The sequence below is a fragment of the Haladaptatus sp. HS23 genome (assembly GCF_056892285.1).
The window spans coordinates 48,939-67,585 of sequence record NZ_JBXGLH010000014.1 but is presented as its reverse complement, the minus strand read 5'-3'; the positions used below and the strand labels follow the sequence as shown (position 1 = coordinate 67,585).

General features: G+C 55.4%; 17 protein-coding genes. 9 read left to right on the top strand and 8 right to left on the bottom strand.

Annotated elements, in window-relative coordinates:
* Positions 1-506 precede the first annotated feature (506 nt).
* Positions 507-1,487, top strand: coding sequence for a DUF7983 family protein (locus AC1XDK_RS25710; RefSeq protein WP_483352874.1), 981 nt, complete (start codon positions 507-509; stop codon positions 1,485-1,487).
* A gap of 36 nt (positions 1,488-1,523) precedes the next feature.
* Here the strand turns inward: AC1XDK_RS25710 and AC1XDK_RS25705 are convergent, their stop codons facing one another.
* The 6 genes from AC1XDK_RS25705 to AC1XDK_RS25680 form a co-directional block, all read right to left on the bottom strand.
* Entirely contained in the window at positions 1,524-2,882 is a 1,359-nt protein-coding gene (locus tag AC1XDK_RS25705) for a DUF790 family protein (RefSeq protein ID WP_483352873.1), read from the bottom strand.
* Complete coding sequence (locus tag AC1XDK_RS25700; protein WP_483352872.1) at positions 2,882-4,282, bottom strand: DEAD/DEAH box helicase; 1,401 nt, start codon at positions 4,280-4,282, stop codon at positions 2,882-2,884. The genes AC1XDK_RS25705 and AC1XDK_RS25700 overlap by 1 nt, the downstream gene beginning before the upstream one ends.
* Positions 4,283-4,398: 116 nt before the next feature.
* A complete protein-coding gene (locus AC1XDK_RS25695) occupies positions 4,399-4,755 on the bottom strand; it encodes a calcium-binding protein (protein ID WP_483352871.1) in 357 nt (118 codons plus the stop codon).
* A gap of 305 nt (positions 4,756-5,060) precedes the next feature.
* Positions 5,061-5,555, bottom strand: coding sequence for a DUF8045 domain-containing protein (locus AC1XDK_RS25690; protein ID WP_483352870.1), 495 nt, complete (start codon positions 5,553-5,555; stop codon positions 5,061-5,063).
* On the bottom strand, positions 5,552-5,911 hold the full coding sequence (locus tag AC1XDK_RS25685; protein ID WP_483352869.1) for a DUF7964 domain-containing protein: 360 nt from the start codon (positions 5,909-5,911) through the stop codon (positions 5,552-5,554). The genes AC1XDK_RS25690 and AC1XDK_RS25685 overlap by 4 nt, the downstream gene beginning before the upstream one ends.
* 157 nt (positions 5,912-6,068) lie before the next feature.
* On the bottom strand, positions 6,069-7,883 hold the full coding sequence (locus AC1XDK_RS25680) for an SWIM zinc finger family protein (protein WP_483352868.1): 1,815 nt from the start codon (positions 7,881-7,883) through the stop codon (positions 6,069-6,071).
* A gap of 422 nt (positions 7,884-8,305) precedes the next feature.
* Here AC1XDK_RS25680 and AC1XDK_RS25675 point away from each other — a divergent pair, with 422 nt between their 5' ends.
* The 3 genes from AC1XDK_RS25675 (at position 8,306) to AC1XDK_RS25665 (ending at position 13,172) form a co-directional block, all read left to right on the top strand.
* The gene (locus tag AC1XDK_RS25675; RefSeq protein ID WP_483352867.1) at positions 8,306-9,544 is read left to right on the top strand and encodes an RNA-guided endonuclease InsQ/TnpB family protein; all 1,239 of its coding nucleotides are present in this window, start codon (positions 8,306-8,308) and stop codon (positions 9,542-9,544) included.
* 891 nt (positions 9,545-10,435) lie between these two features.
* Complete coding sequence (locus AC1XDK_RS25670; RefSeq protein ID WP_483352866.1) at positions 10,436-11,293, top strand: DNA-binding protein; 858 nt, start codon at positions 10,436-10,438, stop codon at positions 11,291-11,293.
* Between the two features lie 1,438 nt (positions 11,294-12,731).
* Entirely contained in the window at positions 12,732-13,172 is a 441-nt protein-coding gene (locus AC1XDK_RS25665) for a hypothetical protein (RefSeq protein WP_483352865.1), read from the top strand.
* 451 nt (positions 13,173-13,623) lie between these two features.
* Here the strand turns inward: AC1XDK_RS25665 and AC1XDK_RS25660 are convergent, their stop codons facing one another.
* Entirely contained in the window at positions 13,624-14,193 is a 570-nt protein-coding gene (locus AC1XDK_RS25660) for a SprT-like domain-containing protein (RefSeq protein ID WP_483352864.1), read from the bottom strand.
* A gap of 24 nt (positions 14,194-14,217) precedes the next feature.
* Complete coding sequence (locus AC1XDK_RS25655; protein ID WP_483352863.1) at positions 14,218-14,607, bottom strand: SWIM zinc finger family protein; 390 nt, start codon at positions 14,605-14,607, stop codon at positions 14,218-14,220.
* Positions 14,608-14,830: 223 nt separating this feature from the next.
* Here AC1XDK_RS25655 and AC1XDK_RS25650 point away from each other — a divergent pair, with 223 nt between their 5' ends.
* The 5 genes from AC1XDK_RS25650 (at position 14,831) to AC1XDK_RS25630 (ending at position 18,379) form a co-directional block, all read left to right on the top strand.
* A complete protein-coding gene (locus AC1XDK_RS25650; protein WP_483352862.1) occupies positions 14,831-15,025 on the top strand; it encodes a hypothetical protein in 195 nt (64 codons plus the stop codon).
* Positions 15,026-15,188: 163 nt separating this feature from the next.
* Complete coding sequence (locus AC1XDK_RS25645; protein ID WP_483352861.1) at positions 15,189-15,527, top strand: hypothetical protein; 339 nt, start codon at positions 15,189-15,191, stop codon at positions 15,525-15,527.
* Between the two features lie 149 nt (positions 15,528-15,676).
* A complete protein-coding gene (locus AC1XDK_RS25640) occupies positions 15,677-16,582 on the top strand; it encodes a S8 family peptidase (protein WP_483352860.1) in 906 nt (301 codons plus the stop codon).
* Between the two features lie 133 nt (positions 16,583-16,715).
* Positions 16,716-17,720: a DUF8098 family protein gene (locus AC1XDK_RS25635; protein WP_483352859.1), complete on the top strand. Its 1,005-nt coding sequence runs from the start codon at positions 16,716-16,718 to the stop codon at positions 17,718-17,720.
* Entirely contained in the window at positions 17,720-18,379 is a 660-nt protein-coding gene (locus AC1XDK_RS25630) for a hypothetical protein (protein WP_483352858.1), read from the top strand. Before AC1XDK_RS25635 ends, AC1XDK_RS25630 begins: the two co-directional genes overlap by 1 nt.
* Positions 18,380-18,647 lie beyond the last annotated feature (268 nt).

The following is an 18,647-nucleotide window of genomic DNA, read 5'->3' as shown; positions in this document are numbered from 1 at the left end:
AGACGACCACGACTAACGCGAGCGGATGGCCCCTTTCAATCCCGCTCTGTGGACTGGTCGATCTACTTTTCGCGATGTCGTCCCTGTGTGTGCGCAGTGTACGCCCGCTCGCCGTCCACTTCGGCCGGGCCGTCGTTCGCCCCCTCCCGGACCGCCAGCGGGTTAGTCGGTCGGTTCCTGCGCGCCGTCGGTGCTCGGAACTGCCCTCACTCCGTTCGGCGACAGACTAACTCCGCTGGCCACTCGGCCCGATTGTGTCTATGGTCGCCACCAGGTCATCGATAAATGCGGTGAGTAGTTCTTCCGGGTTTCGATCAGGATGATCCGGAGATGCCTTCCAGAGTCCGAAATCGAACTTCCGTGTTGTAGTTGCCTCGCCCTCTGTGGCGACGACCATGAGAATCGTTTGCTGGTGACATTCTCCCCGCACTAAAGGACAAATTTTCTCCTCGAATCTCTCATAACTGAGACCGAGGCGTTTTATTGGATGTCGCCTAGCATCAGATATGCCCTTTAGCGCGAGTTGGCATACACTGCTCGATGAATGTGATGCGCTCTCGGAGGGTGCGACGCTCGTCACACCGCTAACGGACAAGCAGTTCCAGATTACCGACAGTCAAGAGCATCGCATTATTATCACGTTCGTCAATTCGGAGGAATCACAGCCGCTGCAGCGCGAGCAATTTGCCACGCTTGTCGAGCGAATCGACGACATCGGTGGCACCTTCGATCTCCAACGGTTGCCGCCAGACGCGGAACCATATGCAGCAGTACTCAGCTTGCATCCACGCTACGAGTGCAACGAACGAACAGGCACGATTACTGAAACAGATGACCCCACGAGTTCCCAGCTCATCGAAAGTAGACCATCACGATCGAACGACGATCAGGAGCGTATCGAACCTGATCTCGATATTTATGCTGACATGCTGCTCCTCATTGATGCGCTGGAACGGCACGATCCGATGGCACTCGAGGAGTGCAAGACACCGGCGCTCATCAACCTCTACACATTGTCTTCAGATGTCCAGCGCAATGCAGGCGACCTCCGTCAAGACATCCGTGAATTGCTACTTGACCGACTACACCACGATCAACCGGTACATGGCCAATATGGGTCGGTGCAGCGGACCACGCGGCGCAATCGCACGTTGAAAGACGATGCGGAGGTTCTCCGGGTCCTTGAGGATGTAGGCATCCCTCGTGAACGGATCATGACCGTCGATCGCAAGAAAGTCGACGACGCGCTTGCGGTGACCGACCTCTCCGAAGAAGACGTATACGAGATCGAGAAGAGTGAATACGTGCGTAAAGCCGATGTCGACGAGGAGCGAAAGGAAACGCGACTGCAAGGGTTGAAAAACCAATTAACCCTCAGTGAGGACCCCGACGCCGATGCGTTGCGCCAGGAGGTCGAAGAACTCGAACAGCGCATCGAGGAGTTAACCGAATTCAAACCCGGCACAGAGGTTGGGACGCGAACCTAAAGTATGCCCCAAGAACGTATGACTGAGGGAGCATGGTCAGCGGTCCGTATTAGCGAGAGCATGTCGAGTCGCGTACTGGTCAGCCATTTCGACCAGATCATAGACGTGAATCCCTGTTTTGAACCACAGCACTCGATCGGCGACGCCTCCGAAGTCTTCGCTGGCACAATCAAGTCGCTCTGAGACAGCCAGCACGAAGTTCTCAGCCTCCACCTGTCGGATCTTCTCTAGCTTTGCCTCCAAATACTCCGGCGTCCAGAAGCCAACGATCTCGAGGATCGCTCGCCGTCCATCGGGATGTTCGATTGCGAAGTCAGGTATCATCACCTCGGCACCGAGGTCGAAGACGTCGTCCTCGCGTACGAGCTCCCAGTCCGTATTCGATCGTTCCCATTTCTGGGCGAGCGTCCGCTCGACGTCGCTATCGAACCGCTTGCCAGCGCTGTAGTGCGAATCCAGATCTTCGCTTTGGTCGAGTGTGACCTGCCGCGTTTCGTTGGTCGTTTCGTCGACGAGAATTTCGGCGGCCATTTCCCACCGATCACAGAGGGGCAACGCTGGGAGGAAGTTCGCCATGCGAATCCCGTACTTCTGTGACTTCGAGAACAGCGATGCTGGTCCATCCAGCACAGCTTCATACCCTGTGGCCTGATCGGTATTCGCGACGCGGCCGCCGTCGGTGTCGATCGGATAGATGCGATGCATCAGGCCAAACAGCTTCACGTAGCTAAACACCGTCCCGAAGTGATCCCACACACGAATCCGCATTTCGGTGGCATCGTAGAGGACCGCCTGGGCGAGCGCAAGATTGTATCGAGTCAGCAGCCAATGTACAGTGAGGTCAGTGTGTTCGTATTCCTCGTCACTGCTGCCAGTCAGCGCGGTCGTTGAGGTCGATGTATCGCCGTTACTCGCGTATCGGTCAGCCGTCCGCGTGCCGATCTGAACGAGTCGCTTGTTGTCCTCGAGGTCGGCGTACATCCCACGGTAGCAGTCTTCGAGCGAGATCCCGAGTTCGTCGGCAACCGCGCTATATATTTCCAATTTCTGTGTGTCCTCACCGAGTGTCGGTTGGCGGACGATGGGATACCGTTCGTTGGCTTTCTCGAAGAGCCGCCGCCGAATCTCTCGTGGTTCGACCAACGCGACTACGTCGAACTTGCTCTCGTCTTTGAGGAGCTTCGCCAGTCCCTGAACGATTTTGTAGTCGGTATCCGCGACGGTCAGCTCGTCGATCGCATCTTCAAGGTCGCCTTTCGATTCGCCGAGATGATCCTCGAACAGCTGGATGAGTGTTCGGGCGGTCTCCCGGTAGCGCACTTCAGATGGATCGATGAACAACGGTGTGATCGTCTTGTCGGTCGTTCGTGACCGGGCAAGGTTAGCCGTCAGCACTACGCATTCACCCCCTCACGGCGGCGCTGGGAAACGTACGTCTCCATCGTGTCCGCAGCGATAATCTCGTAGAGGCGTGCTGGCTGGCGGTCGTCGGTGGGCCGGAGAATCCGCCCGAGTCGTTGGGCATATTGGCGTTTCGAGGCACTCCCCGAAAGGATGATCCCGACGTTTGCCGCCGGGACATCGATCCCCTCGTCGAGGACCTGCGAGGTTACCAGCATCGAATACTCGCCAGTTCGGAACCGTTCCAGAATTTCGGTGCGCTCGTCCGTTTTCGTTTGGTGCGTGATACAGGGGATGATGAACTCCTGGGAGATGTCGTAAGCGAAGTCATTGTTCGCAGTGAAGATTATGGCGCGGTCGTCGTGATGACGTTTGATGAGGTTGTCGAGCGTGTCGAGTTTCTTCTCGGCTGTCCGGGCGAGTCGTTCGGCTCGTTGCTTGGCAATGAGTGCCCGCCGTCCCTGTGGATCGTAGGACGTCCGTTTGAGGAACTCCTGGTAGCCACGTTCCTTCCACAGATCGAAGTCATGGCTGTCGACGTAGTCGCGATAGAGCTGGTACTCTTCGTCGTACGTCTCACGCTCGTCGGGCGTCAGTTCGACCGACATGTGGATCGTTTCGTACTCGCTGAGGTACTCACCGGCGAGCTCGTCGACGTGCTCCCGATAGACGACTGGACCAATGAGATCTTCGAGAAGTTCGTGTTTCCCGTCCGGGCGCTCGTAGGTCGCTGTGAGACCGAGACGATATGGGGCGATCGTCATCTCGGGGATTTGTTGGTAGGTTGGGGCCGGGAGATGGTGTTCCTCGTCGATGACGAGCAGGCCGAACTGATCGCCGTACTCGTTGACGTAGCGATAGGCACTATCGTAGGTGGTGACCGTGATCGCAGTGACCTCGTGGCTGCCGCCGCCGAGGACGCCGATCGGCTGTGCGAGTTGCTCGCCGAAGGCGTTGGTGAGTGTGGCGTGCCACTGGTTCATTAGATCGATCGTCGGCGTGACGACGAGCGTGCTGACACCGGCATCGGCAATTGCCTGCAATCCGAGGAACGTTTTTCCGCTGCCCGTCGGGAGGACGACGCTCCCTTGCCGCGCGTGATCGATCCAGGCATCGAGGGCGGCCTGCTGGTAGTCGCGTGGTTCGATGTGGAGCGCAGGCGTGAGATCGAGGGCAGGATACGCCCGTGCGGCGTCTTCGAGAGCGTGATCGAAGCCGTCCTGCAGCGTTGTTTGCTCGTCTCCGTCCGCCCAAGCGCCCGCCCATTCGAGGAGAGGTCGATACCGATACGCCTGGGCGCGGTACTCGTCGATGCGGTCGTCCCACTCCGTATACGGGGTGTCGTCGGAGGCATCACGGAGCAGAAGGGTTCCGTCGTCGAACTCGAGTCGCATTCAATATCAGAATGGATGGGTTCGGACGGATTCAATCTGTGGATTGGTCGGGGGTCGGTGAGGCGTGGCACTGTCCGTCTCTCGGGAGGGATGGTTCGAGCACGGACGCACGGCTCTCAGCGGTCGAGCCAGTACTGCCAGTCTGCGATCGCCTGTTCCGTGTTATTGCTGGCATCGATGGGCTCTAATTGCTCTAATGGCACGCCAAGGGTTCTGTCCATCCACTCTACCGGTACGAACATCTGGCTGAGCGTCGGCTCAGTCGGGGACATTTCGATAACGCGTACTGTTTCGCCCACATTCAGGGGCGATTCCGCTCGCTCGATGACACACCGTGCTTCGAAGGGAAAGTCCATCGTGTCGCCCAGATACGTATGCCAGCCCATCGCCTGCTCTTCAGCACTGTACGTATCGACGATGATCCGCATCTCGATGCGTTCGTCTCGTTCTTCGTCTCTCTCGGCTCGTGGCATACCCATCAGTACGCACTCTGTTCGTAAGATACTCTGGACAGCCGGATCCACCCATCGACCTATCGTAAGCTTGCTCGATTGTGGCCGCAGAAGTCCTAGCCTGAGTCGCTGGGCAAGATTAACCAACAGCACGTATCAAAGCCGTTCATTGTTGGTTAATTCGCTGGTGCGGGGATGTGTGATGACATGTAGAGGGTCGCTCACGGCGTGAAACCAACTAACAGAGGCTACCTATTCTCATGTGCCCAAGACGTGTGACATCAGCCAGTCGTCGTTCGATGTCGTCGATCCAATAGCGCACTGCGCTATGGAAATTCGTGGCCACAGTTCGGGCAGAAGTTCTCGTCGCCGTCCAGCAGAGAGAGGCACTCGACGCAGATGCGGTTGCTCGGAGCGGTGGCGATATCCTCCAGAAAGTCCATCGCGGTCTGTGACGCAGCCCCCAGCCGATAGCCGTCAGCGTAGCCCGGCAGTGTCGAGGCCCACTGGACGGTCCCCTCGTCATCGACGACCGCGACGTTCCCAGCGATGTCCAGTTTTCCGTAGCGTTTGAACGCCTCTGATGGTGTCTGGTCGATGGTCTGGTTCAGATCACGGTTGCGTTTGAGATCGCGCTCGTAGACCTCCTCGGTCGTCGGGGATCGTACTTCGCCTGGGAAGTCTGTGATCGCCCCGTGCTGCTCGTCGATCCGGTCGATCTCGACAGCGATGCCGTGCTCGTCGTGCAGCGTTCGCAAGAGCCGTAGCGCGTGGTCGTGCCACTCACGGATGTCCGCATCAGCGTAGTAGCGGAGAATCATGTGTCTGGCTCCGTCTCTTCTGCGGCTGCGATACGGTCCGAGAGGCTTTGCGCCAGCCACTCGTTGGCGAGTTCGCTCGCATAATCGACCATCTCTTGATGGCTCATCCCCTCGGTTTCGAAGGATTCGTAGACGTACCATTGTTCCGCGCTTGGATCAAAGACGATCACGTGCGTCTTCGCTTCCATATCCAGCAGGAACGCTTCGATCGTGCCGGGGGATGATCCCGGAAACCCCATGGCCCCGCGCATTTTCGGGTTATCGCTCTCGCCGATCTGCTTCACGATGTCGTCTGTAATGGGTTGGCTCGGAAGCGACGAGAGAAACGAAGGTGATGTTTCTGAACCATCGGTCATATGCGACGATTCATGGAGAAATACCTTGAATCCGTGGATTCAATCGTACCTTCCTGCTGTGCCTCATCTCCTTCGCTGTAATCAAAGAAAATGTGCCCATCATCCTTCGATGACGAATCGGTCTGTGTTGGGGGACTCAATCGTGATCCTCGTCAGGCTATCGCCCTTCGAATTCTTCTAACAGTTCATCCAACATCGGCCGGAGCTTATACTTCTGATAGTGTTCATCCCGGAGGTCCTGTATGTAGTCCCGCCACTCGTCGAGTTCGCCTGCTGCGCCTGTCGCGTTTCCGGCTGTCTCTAACCAGTCCACGGCGTGGCGATACCGCTGTGACTGTCCCTCCTCGATGATGGGTTCGGCCTGGGCCTTGCAGGCGTCGATCGTCCACTGTGGGCGCTTGTCCCAGACGGTGTCGGCGACCGGCTCGACCACTGTATAGTCCGGAAAACGATCCGCGATGGCGATGGCCTCGTCGTACCGCTCCGCGTACAGGAAGATCTCGACATGTCGTTGCGCACTCCGCTGGGTCGTGTCTCGGTCCGTGAGTGCCTCCAGTAGTTCCTCACGAACAGCCGGCCAGTCCTCGCCGGCGAGTTCCTCTGTCGCCTGGTAGGCCGCAAGTGTAGGTGCGGCTTCGAAGGCGGCGACGGCCGTCTCCAGCGCGATGTCCTGTTCGCCCATACTGCTGGCTCGGTCGCGGAGCCACTCGGCCAGCGCTGCCGTCCCGCTGCCGTCTAGGGTCAATCCGTGTCCGGCTATCTCCAGCGCTGCCTGCGGTCGGTCGTGGTTCCGGAGGGTTTTGGCCAGTGTGAGCGAGTCGTTTGGTGAGTGCAGGTTCTGCTGGCCGTACTCGATCGCCTCGTCGATACGGCCCTCCGCGACGAGCATCGTGACGTATGCGTCGGTCAAGTCGGCGGCTGCCGCCAGATTCAGATACTCGTCGATTCGATTCTGACGTTCGAGGACGTTGAGGCGAGCCCGAATGACATCCTCGGCGTACCAAGGGTGCTCTCCGTCCCAGAGGTCCACGTCACTGCTCCCGGGCTTCATCGCCTCCTGGATTGGGTCGAAATCCCAGCCACGCTGGACGGCAGCAAGAGCGACGCTGTAGGGAGGTCGATCCGTATAGCTACTCATCTCATTCTTCCAACTTCGGAGTTTCGCCGCCCAGTCATCGCGCTCTGAGTCAGCAAGGTCGGCCGTGAGTAGCGCTTCGGCCAACGCGGTGTCGACGTCGTCGAAAAACTCGAAGATGGCCTGTGAATCGTCGTACGAGAGCGCGAGCCACTCGTGGTCCATGAGCTCGTCTGCGAGTGGGTCGAGAACAGCCAGTGCCGTCCTGCCGTCGCCGGCTTCGATGGCAACCCACGCTTGATCAAGCAGATCCCCAAGCTCCTCGACGTCGGTTTCGACTGCCGCATACGGATCACGGGTCCGAGCCCCACGCTCGTCCGGGGGCTGGAGGACATACTGGACCTGCCGTCGAATCGAGTCTCGGTTGATGTCCGGACTCTGGTCGCGAGAGTCGCTGCCTGCACCTTCCGATTGGGGTGTCTCGAGTTGAGACTCAATCCACTCTGCGAGGTCGGGACGACGCTCAACGAGGGCGACAAGCAAGTCTCGAAGTTCAGCTGGCTCTGTGTCGGCGACCAGTTCGGAGATGGGTGGACGCTGACTGATTTCGTCAGGGTCGCGGCTGTACGTCAGGAGGACGGCCACGCGATGCTTGCAGATGCCACCGTGGTCGTACGGGCAGGAACACCTCGTGTCGACAACACCGGACTCATCGAATTCGATCTGCACTTGGTAGGGCTCGTACTGGCTCCCTTCGACCGCCGCTCGCAGGAGATTGCCTCGGCGCGTGATCTGGTGAACGGCACCGTGGCCGTAGTAGTCCTCGCCACGGTCATATGACTGCGGTCGTGCGAGATCGCGGATGACTGTCTCGGTTATGATCGGTACCAGTGCCATCGGTAGTCCTCTCTACGGTGTCTCTCGATAGAAAAGCTGGGTCAGCGTCAGTATCGAGAAGCCTCCGACAGCAGACTCAATTCGGACTCAACGACGGGTCGTCTCAGTCGTCGTCAACAGCTCATCGATGAATGTAGCGAAGAGTGGTTCGGGATCGCGATCAGGGTCGTTCGGAGACTTTTTCCAGAGTTCGACATCAAACTCTCGTGCTGCGGTTGCTTCCCCTTCTGTGGCGATGACCATGAGAATCGTCTGTTGATAGATTACGATCGTTCGGTGTTCATCGACGCCGAGATGTTCAATCGCGGCCGTTTCAAAGAAAATACAGGCCGGATTCCCCGGGTCACCCGACCCGGGGCGAAGGCCGTAAAACTATCCCGTCCATCAGTAATTATTCATAGCCAAAACACTACATTGAATACGTGGCAGACGACTACGTTCGCCGGACCGCAATCACCCGCCTCTCGGTTACTGACGAGCAACGGACACTGCTCGAAGAAACAATCACCGAGTGGAAACAAGGGTGTCAAATCGCCACGGAAATGGCCTGGAACAAGTGCAACACCAAGAGCGATGTCCAACCACTTGCCTACGATTCCGTCCGCGACACCACCGGCCTCGGTAGTCAACACGCGATTCTCGCCACCCACCAAGCCGCCGAAGCCATTACCGGCTGTATCGAACGCCGGACGAACGGCAAGAAAGCAAGCAAACCACGATTCACCGCGCCGACCGTGACATACGACACACGGACAATGACACTTTTCGACGACGATACCGTCTCGTTATCGACCACTGAATCACGTGTCCGATGCTCGCTTTCCCTGCCAAATGATGACGATGGCTATCAACGCCAATATCTGAATTCAGACGAGTGGCAGGTGACTGAAAGCACACTCACTGCTCGTGACGGAGAGTACTTCTTGCACATTGGCTTCCGCCGTTACCGGACCGACGCCGAGAGAGATACCGCCGAGGATGGAACGATTCTCGGGGTTGACCTTGGCGTCGAAAACATCGCTGTCACGAGTACAGCACGCTTTTTCTCCGGGCGGGAGCTACTGCACAATCTCCGAGAGTTCGAGCAGGTGCGTGGCGGTCTCCAACAAACCGGGACGCGAAGTGCACACCGGTCACTTGTTGATTCGAGTGAGCGCGAACTCCGCTACATTCGAGACGTGATGCACCGCGTTGCGAACGGCATCATCGACGAAGCACTTCAGTACAACTGTGACGTGATTGCCCTCGAAAATCTCACGAACATCCGAGGACGCACACGGGCGTCATGGGGCCATCAGTGGGCATTCTCGCAACTGTCGATGTACATCGGGTACAAAGCACAAGCGGAAGGGATTCTGGTCAAAGAGGTGTCGTCTGCATACACGTCCAAACGCTGCTCGGAGTGTGGTGCGACAGCGGACGAGAATCGGCCGACACGCGACCGGTTTGCGTGTCAGTCGTGTGGGTCTGAGGTGAACGCGGATTACAATGCGGCGAAGAATATCGGAATGCGGTATGTCCGTCGTGGCCGACAGCCGTCACGGCGGACGGGCGACAGTCAACTCGCCCTGAAGTCTGGGACAGTGACGCCGAAGGGCGGATTTACCGCCTACCCTGACGGGGTCGAGGTCGAGTCCACGGACAAGCTACGGGTCACCTGACCCGTGGTAGTTGACGTGCAGCACGGAGATCGACTGGTTCGACCACCGTATACTGCTGTACCGGCTCCTCAGCGCCCGTCATAGCAGCCGATACTATCCGTCAGTACAAGTATGCCGGGCCTCCAGGGAAACCAAATCTCGTGAAAGCTTCGGAAACGATAGAGGGGCTTGGCACAGTCGAAGCGACTGTCTCGTTAACCAACAACCGCGGATCCAATGGACTACTGTTGGTTAATCACTTCGTCGTACGTGCTACTATTCTGTTGGTGTAGACGACACACTGGCCGGCTCTGGTTTCGAAAGTCCTCGGCCGCTCGGCATCCCGCGACCGCGCGAGACTCCGTCTCGCTGGCCCTCGTTCGCTGCGCTCACGAGGACGCTGCTGTGCGTCTCACGTTCGCTCGGTGCTAGCGGGATCGGGGGACGACCGAGACGGTCTCGCCCTTTCTGAGTCCGCCAGGCCAGTGGGTGGTTCGCCGAGCGACGTGACCGGCTAGCTGGTGTGGTACTCTACGGCACGCCCCGCTCGCCGCATGCCGCCCTTCGCATCGCTCGCGACTGACCATTCCGGGCGTGCGGCCTCCGGCCGTTCCAGGCATCTGGTTTCGACGCCAGCACCAAGCGCACTTTCGGTTGCGTCTCCCACAGGTCGACGGACACGAAACCGGCTTGTGTGCTGGACGCTCGCGTCGGGCGGGTCGCCGCGCGGTGCTGGAAAGCTCCCTTCAAAAACGCGCGCTCGCTTCGCGCCCAGGGGACGCTCGCGAAGGCGCAAGCGAGCGCGCGCAGGAGAATAGATGCGTTGTGCAGTGTAGAGATGTGACTCATGTAGAGGTGAGTGTCGGAAAAGACGCGGTAGAGGACGCGCCTTCGGAATTTTGGAGTATTCCAATGAGTAGTAAACAGACGATCGGTCAAAGAGTTTCGGTTGACGAACAGGCGATTGAATGTGACGAAGAAGAAATCGAGAGTGTTGAGAAGACACCTGAGCTGCGGCCGTCAGTTGAGCAGACGATCCAAGGGAAGGTGGATACGAATCATCCAGATGGGGTTGGACGTGGATTGACGTTGGCGGCAGAAGAGCGGATGGTGGCACGAGAGAAAGAAATCACACGAACGCGTGAGCGGTGGGATCGGTCACAGGATTCGAAACGGGAAGTGCAGTGTCGGCGAGCATCGAAAGCAGTGAGTCGAGAGCGGCGCTGTGCGTTCCAGGAGCGAGCGGCAAGTGTAGATCCGTGGTGTGATCCGGAACGAGGAGATCCCCGCGAGGAGTTGGCTCAAGAGCAGTTAGCGGCGGTGAACAAACAGGCGATGCGGTTAGCGAAGAAGCTTAATGGATGGTCGCGAGCAGCAATCAGTCGGCGGCTAGCTGAACGCGTCGTGGATGGGACAAGTGTAATGGGTGCAGTCGTGGGTGTGTACGAGGAATTGCGGACGGCCCCCGGGCAGGTGATTCCGATTGCGGATGTGCAGGACGTGAATCGCAAGGAAGTGAGTATCGAGGGGCAAGTTACCCAGCTATGGACTCCTGGGAGTCCGAAAATCCAGCAAGTTGGACTGATCGAAGACGATAGTGGTCGTATCAAATTCACCGTGTGGCGAGCGTCGCAGAAGACAATGGTTGAGGAAGGTGAGAGGGTGCAGTTGCGGTCAGTCGCGAAGAATTGGTACGAGGGGCGTGTTTCAGTGGCGGTCACTGGCTGGAGCGGTATTCACAGTCCCGAGCGCGGTCGCTGGTGGGAATAGTCGGGAGCATGGATGTCTTTTTTATTGTGTGTCGAACCGGCCCAAGCCCCGCCGCCCCACCCTCCGCTCCGTGCTCGCTACGCTGTGCGCGCAGCCACGACCGACGTAATAGTTCGTTGCGTTCTGCACTAGCGGGTGATAGTCAAATCCGGTGAATGCTGAACGACTGTCGAGTGTGCTGCGATGAGTTGTAAGGGTGCTGGTTTAGACACTCACGGTCAACACAAGGATGGCGGGACGATCGTCATGGACTTGGTAGGGATTGAGGCGCCACAGTCAGCCGAGAGCACGAATCCAGCGGCGTTTAAGTGTGTGCCGTCGTCCCAGTAGGGCCGTCAGTTGCTCAGCCAGAATGACGTGGATAGGGGCACCCACAGGTGGAGAGCCGAAGAAAAGACGCGGTGGTCACATTACACTAAAACAAGGTGAGTGTGAACAGGGGGACAGTCCAACCGAGGACACACGAGGAGAGGAACCAAGAGTGAGACCGTGGGACGGTCAGGCCATGTCGGACCCAGAAGAAACAGAGAAAAACGAGAAGGGGGACAGTCCAGTAATGTAACCAACGGAGCAAGCAATGGAATGGGCTGACTGAAAGCAGGACGATAGCAGAGACGACGACTGCAAACTGAGGAGCGGCGGCGAACAAGGACCGAGAGCGCTGGCGTCCAGGACTACACGAAGACCGAAGCAACCATACCAGGTGAGAAGCGGCGAATCACAGCTTGAGCAGCACGACCAGCAACGACAGAGCCGGCAGTGCGAGTAAAACCACTCCGGAATTCTTCCAAATCATCGCGAGCAGCGGGACTCCGGACACCGAGTGACGACCACGAGAAGTAGGTGGAGCGACCATGCAGGACAGTCACTGGGTGTGACGACGTCAGACGGTCTACCTCTGGCGAGGATAGGCCCGACAAGATGCTGTGCGTCTAGCGTGAGGGTGCCAACCCAAACACCCGACGAGCGACACACGTCCACTAACAGCGTGATGCAGTGCCAGCACCAGCATGTCGCGTCTAGGTCCTGGTCAGCATAATCTGGGTGCCGAACCAGAGCGCCCCACTGGGGTGCCAGTGTGTGCGACACACCAGAGTTTCAGTGAGCACAACAGCGCAAGGCAGACTGACGACAGCGGCCAGCACCGTACTCCAGCACGTTGGACTGTCCACGAGCAACAGGTTACTGTGCACACCAGCCAACACTCAACAGGGGACTGTCAGCATTGGCAGCAACACGGCCAGGATTCCAGCATGATCCGGGGGGACTGTCCAAGACCACGTCAGGCGGGTGTGTGACGTATTTCTAATAGTATAGTGACATGTAACAGTGTGGTGTAATTTCCCATGTTTCAATCACAAAACTTATTCTGATTGAATTATATCCTAGTGTCATGAATCGACGACAATTCTTAGGCGCGACAATGGTAACGAGTGGTATGGCACTTTCTGGTTGCATAGGTGAGTCAGAAGCAACGTCATTGGAGCAGGCACCTGAATCCGCTCTCAAGATGTCCGTGACAAAGGATACTGCGTCTGAGCAAGTAATGGAAGGTTCTGGGCATCTCGAAGAAGGTGAGTTTGCAGGGAACAATTTTTGGGCAAAAACCGGTTTCAGGCTTGAATGGGAACTTGAGGTTACAGAGGGTGGTCCGATTGACGTGTGGGTGATGACGCAAGACCAGCTAAAGCCGTTCAGAAAACAGGGAGAAGTATCCTACTTCCGTGGAGTGAGTAAATCAGAGGTAAAGTCTGGAAAGGCGTCTGGTGTAATGCAGCCAGATAAGGATATGATTATCTTCGAGAACTCGGGTGCTTTCAAGACTGAACCGAAGGGTCCAGTAGATTTTGACGCGACGATACGCATGTCGTTTCAGTAAAATGTCTCTATCGAACTGACACAAACGGACGTCGTTTCTATGTCTGTAAGTCGAGGTACGACCACAAGGCAGAAAGGAAATAACCTACGTGATCGAAACGCAGCATCCCCACGTCATTCACTCCTTAGGCTCCGACTCTATTGAATCTCTGGCAGGCGTTTATCGGCGACGTGATGGTTTCACGCTGCTGGTGGGTGTGTTTTGATTCATTGGGATCTGACGCTATCGTCCCGGATTTCCCCCTTCGCTCGACCCCATTCCTATGCACTCTGTTCTGGATCGGTGAGAGGGTCATTACAGGGAATATTCAGCGTTAGTATAGGCTACTAACCAGAGTCGATCCTATATTCGAAGCAAAAACGATGGAAATGACTTACGCAGTAGCGATCAGTCCGCGAAAATCTTCCTCATATCTATCCCTTATCGCGAGAACTACTTAAACGAGACTTAGTTAGTGGCCGTCGGCCTCCTTGACGCGAATTGCACCGCCGCACTTGCTACAGCTGTGCTGCTCGGGATTACGTACCGTCTTAGACCGGCGATAGCGGGCAATCCGACCACCGCAGTCCTCGCACACCAGCCACCACTTTGGCGTGGTGAAGCGTTTGCAATGCTGCGAGGTATCAAGGGCGTCCGTCCACTGGGCGAACGTTGTGCCGTGATCCGCGTCGCCAAACTTGTGGTACTGCCATGCGTGAATGAGTTCGTGGCGCACCGTCGAACTAAATTGCTCCCACCCGTGTTGTTGGTAAGCCGTCCAAGTGAGCGCAATCGTGATCGCTTCTGTTGCAGGGTCGTACTTCGTAACGCCCGCCTGTCGTTGCGCTCGGTGTGAGACCTCCCAGTCGATCGTTTCGACCGGCAGCTCTGGGAAGTACTCGGCGGCGACGTTCGTTGCGTGCTGTCGTGCTCGGTCGAGCAGGGCCGTCGGTGTCTCCGGTGTATCGTCGGTCGGAGCGTTCGAGCTTTCCGTGAGCGTTCGCTGGTCGGTAATATCTGTGAATGTCAATTGGCGTGCCATGGATAAAAAGAGCTGAAGCGGTGGTTAGTTCGGCAGTTCTTTCCGTCCGGTTCTTACGCACGGCCAGCACGGGAAGTCACCGAGACCCTCACAGTCGCAGTCGTCTGGTTTGGTCTCGTTGTCGTCCTCGGAGGGGAACGCATCGAGCGTCCCGTCGTCAGTTGCGTTTTCGACGGCGGCCATGTGCTTGCAGAAAGCATTGCGGTGGACGTGATGCGGGCAAGTGCAGGCCATCAATTCCTCAGTCACGTCGTCGATAGAGACTGTGTACTGGTGGCCTGCGGGATTCTCGTGGCTCTCGTTGGTGACGTCGATGAGTCCGGGGGCATCGACGTCGAAGGAAAACTGTTCGGTCTGTGCGCGTGTCTGTGCCGTCTCGTCAGCTTCAAGTTCACTAGGCGATTTCGTTGACATGGTCTTCTGGCTTGAATTTCGGAAGACCGGTGCCGGGTGTTAGAGCACCCGGCGCGTTTCTACACACGCCCGAGGGCACCGTTCTTCCTACGCTAAACTATGCACTAGTGCATAGTAAAACTACCGACTTTGCATTAGTGCATAGGGTTAAAGTAGGCAGAGGTGCATAGATTGAACTATGTTGAATCAGAAACCGCAAGCAATGAGTCGATATCGAGCGATAATGACGGAGACCGATCGAGAGCACATTAGTGGTGAAAGCGACCCCTCGAACCAACAGCGCGATCAGGCCGTCTATCGCGTGAGTAAGCGAATTACTGAAGAACTCCCGAAGGATATTGCTGTGCTAGCCGAGCATCGTCCCGACAAACTCAAAGAACTCCGGAAGATTGTTTGCGAAGAGAGTGAGCAAGAATGAGGGGTTTTAACCAGGAGTAGCAGGACTCATCGTCAATTCCGTGAAATCAGAACGAGCATTGAGCGAAGAGTATTCAGATTTATTCGTCACTTTCAGGCATACTGTTCTCCACCAGTAACATTGGTCAGTAGCCATCTTCGCCACGAGGAGGCACAGAGTAGCTATGATATCAGGGTCGGTATCAGACAAAAATCTCATTAGGGAGGACACCAACAGTGTGCTTGTGATGGAGCGATACATCGATACCAAAGTCCAGCGCATTATTCGTAGACCTACAGAGGGCTCGCTGGTCAATCTCCTAGTCGGTGTATCAGAAGAGGGTTCACTCGAAGACACTAGAGAAGAGATCGAAGATTTGGGTCCGGAAGAGATTACGGAACTAGCATTCGGGACGCTTGTAGTTGAAATCCGCGAGACAGCTGTTGAGTCTCTATCAAAGATAGATTCCCTGGAATCAGTCGAAGTTGAAGGGGAAATAGAGACACTAACAGCGGGAAACTGACAATTCCCTCACGGTTCGATAGCTTCCATGCGTTTCGGGATGAGTTTCTATCGTCTTACTTGTCTCATCTGAATCCATATCCCTCCGAAAGCCGAGGGAACCTCATCAATGTTGGAGTGATTGATTCTATCTATAGGCCACCCGAGTGGATGAGCAGCCTTGATTTGTATACTATGGATAATTATATCCATTCTAAAGATCCAGATACTACTTCTCACGGGACATCTGTAGTAAATATTCTCTCAACCTATACTCCCAAGAGTCTGTTCGGATTCTACCGAGTGGTGATTGATAATAAAGAGAATCCTAGTTATTCTGCAATACGGACAAGAAACCTTCTGAATGCAATTGAAGATGCGATGGAGGATGCTCATGTCCTAAACTTGTCCCTGGGGACTTTACACGAGGATTGCAACCAGAGGTGCAGGATATGCACGTACGCTCGAAAAGCAGTCGAGAGCGGCACTATTGTCGTAGCTGCGATGGGGAATATACACCGGGAAGATGAGAAGAACGACGAGAATGAAGATTGTGCCGATCAGTCGGTATACTGTCCGGCGCTCGCTGATGAAGTAATTACGGTCGGTGGCTACGTACCTAAGTGCCAATCGAATGTCATGGATTCAGAAGACAGCAGCCAGCTATGGGCTACTTATGAAGATGACCCAATAGGACCATTCTGTGGAGGATTTGGATGCTCTGAAGAAGCAGCCTGTGAAGAACACCTCTCGGAGTATTGGTGGGAAGGGAATGTTGAACCAGAGGGAAGCAAACCCGACATTCTTGCACCCGTTCTCTATCCAATTGACCGTGGTGAAGAACCGCCATATCTTAAAGGTACAAGCTTTGCAGCACCAATAGTATCCGGTGTGATTGCAGCTATTTTGAGTGACCTTTTTTCGGTTGGGTTGAACCCTTCTCCAGAGAAGGTGCAAGAGGCCATTCGAACTACCTCAATCGAAACAATCGAAAACAGCGATACGGGCAAAATCAACATGAAGGACACTATGGAATACCTATCTAAATCGCTCTCACCCTCGAACACCATCCGATAACAGAAAAGATGTCTAAGACACACCACAGATAAAATCGACCTAAACACAAATAGAGAGCCTGTTGACCGGGGGCTTTTGGGCACACTGTGGTGAAAGACAAAGCATATGATTGTCCGCCAACACACATCTAACAATGACCTCTCCATCTAACAACCGCGACTTTGAGGAGGAGAGGGATCTACGTACGAACATACACATCGCCCTTGACCTCGCGCTTAATAGTGTCCTCGACGACTACAACCGAGAGATAACTGCAGTCGAGGAAGAGAAGCTAACCTACTTTGCGATTAAAGAATTCGATCTCGATCTCACTTACAGTTGGTACTTGGCAGGGACAAATACGATGGTTGGGAGTTCTCCTGTTACTAAATCGAGTATGAACAAACAATTCGGTTCTGCAACCCCAAATACGCCACTAACGGACGAACTGTCCAAACTCCGCCGCTTTTTCAAGACCGAGACATTCTTTGACGACTATACACTCAGCAGCGTCTGGTTTACGAACAAGTTCGACTTCCTCCACGATTTCTACGAAAGCTACGCACCAGAACCGTACCGCGATCTCTATTTGGCGTCTATCGAACTGCGTGAGAAGCTCTGGAACGTAGACGAACTTCTTCATACAGAATTCACTAACGCTACACTCGGTGACTTCGGTGGTGGAGGGAACAACGCAATGCTGGATCCTACAGACGAAGAAGAAATCAGGTATATCGTCTCGGATCTTCACTTAGAGTTGGCGGGTCAGAGTGAATTAAGTCCAACAGTAGAAGCAGTTTCGGCCGGGACAGACCTGATCGAACAGGTCCTATACCATCTTACGACACTCGAATCAACCACTAAAGAACAACGACGTGTCTTGAGCGAACTCCACGATTTCTATTATTATTACGTCTGGCGTTACCCTGCGTTGGCAACCTCAGTGAAAACAGCAGATGGCCCCCACGCGGAAAGCCTCAGACAGGATCACATCTTGAAGTTTGATTCGTTCGAAGATGAGTTAGTTGACGAGCTTGAGAAGGTCACGGACTGGTGCTATCAGACAAACCTCCTTCCAAACACGGATACCCTCTCGTCCGGAGACAGTTCAAGCGAAAAATATTTCCAGACACTCGCTAGAGACGTAATCGATAGTTGATGACTTCGGCTGACCCGGTCAATCTCGATACATCCGTCCTCCTGAATTACGTCTACGTTTGCTTACCGGGCGAAATAGAAGCAGATCGCGGTAGTAAGGACCTGCTGGAGGAATCAGACAGAACTCGGGTCATTGGTGGGAAGGTCAAGGGCGAGTTTACCAATCGGTGTGACCGACGGCACGAGCTGTACGTTGATCTTTTGGACTGGCTACGCGATAATCCGGAGGAGAGCATCTATGAGTACGATATCGCGTCAAGGGACATCCCATCTAGTCCTAGTGATCGTGATCATATACGGCTGAGTATCCAGTTCGAGTGGGACGGCGAGAGTCGCCGCAAGCAACTCTCTGATTTCCGGCGGATAACACAGGATATCACGACGCTGATGCGGGAGATTTTACGCTCCTGCTTGGGGGAGATCTACCCCCAGTTCTCGAACAGAGATCTCAAGTCCGAGCTACAAGGGCACGATCTCAAGCACGACAAGGACGTCGTAGTAGATGCCGTCGAGATCAATCAACGAGACTCGATTGACCTACTGGTTTCTACTGACTCTGACATCACCTCTGAGGAACAAATCGGAGCGATCAACGAGGCAATTTGTGAGGTAGAAGGCTCAGATCTCTCACTTCAGATTGCAACTCCTTCAGAAGCGTAACAGGCCTCTGATCGAGGGGGAAAGTAGTTCATGGTGCGGCGGTTTCTTCAGTCCATCGAAGACAACGTCCATGACCTCGATATTCCTCTTCTACATCATCAGAAAACACGCAACATTCGCGGTCAGTAGACAGAGGAAACGACTGACGACGAGATTCTCATTGTGATCAAGGAGTCCGGATTCTCCACTGTAACCGCTTCGTGAGTGGCGGAGACGCTTGAGGTTGACCGACAATCCCATAATCGGCAGCTTGAAGCATTGTATGAAA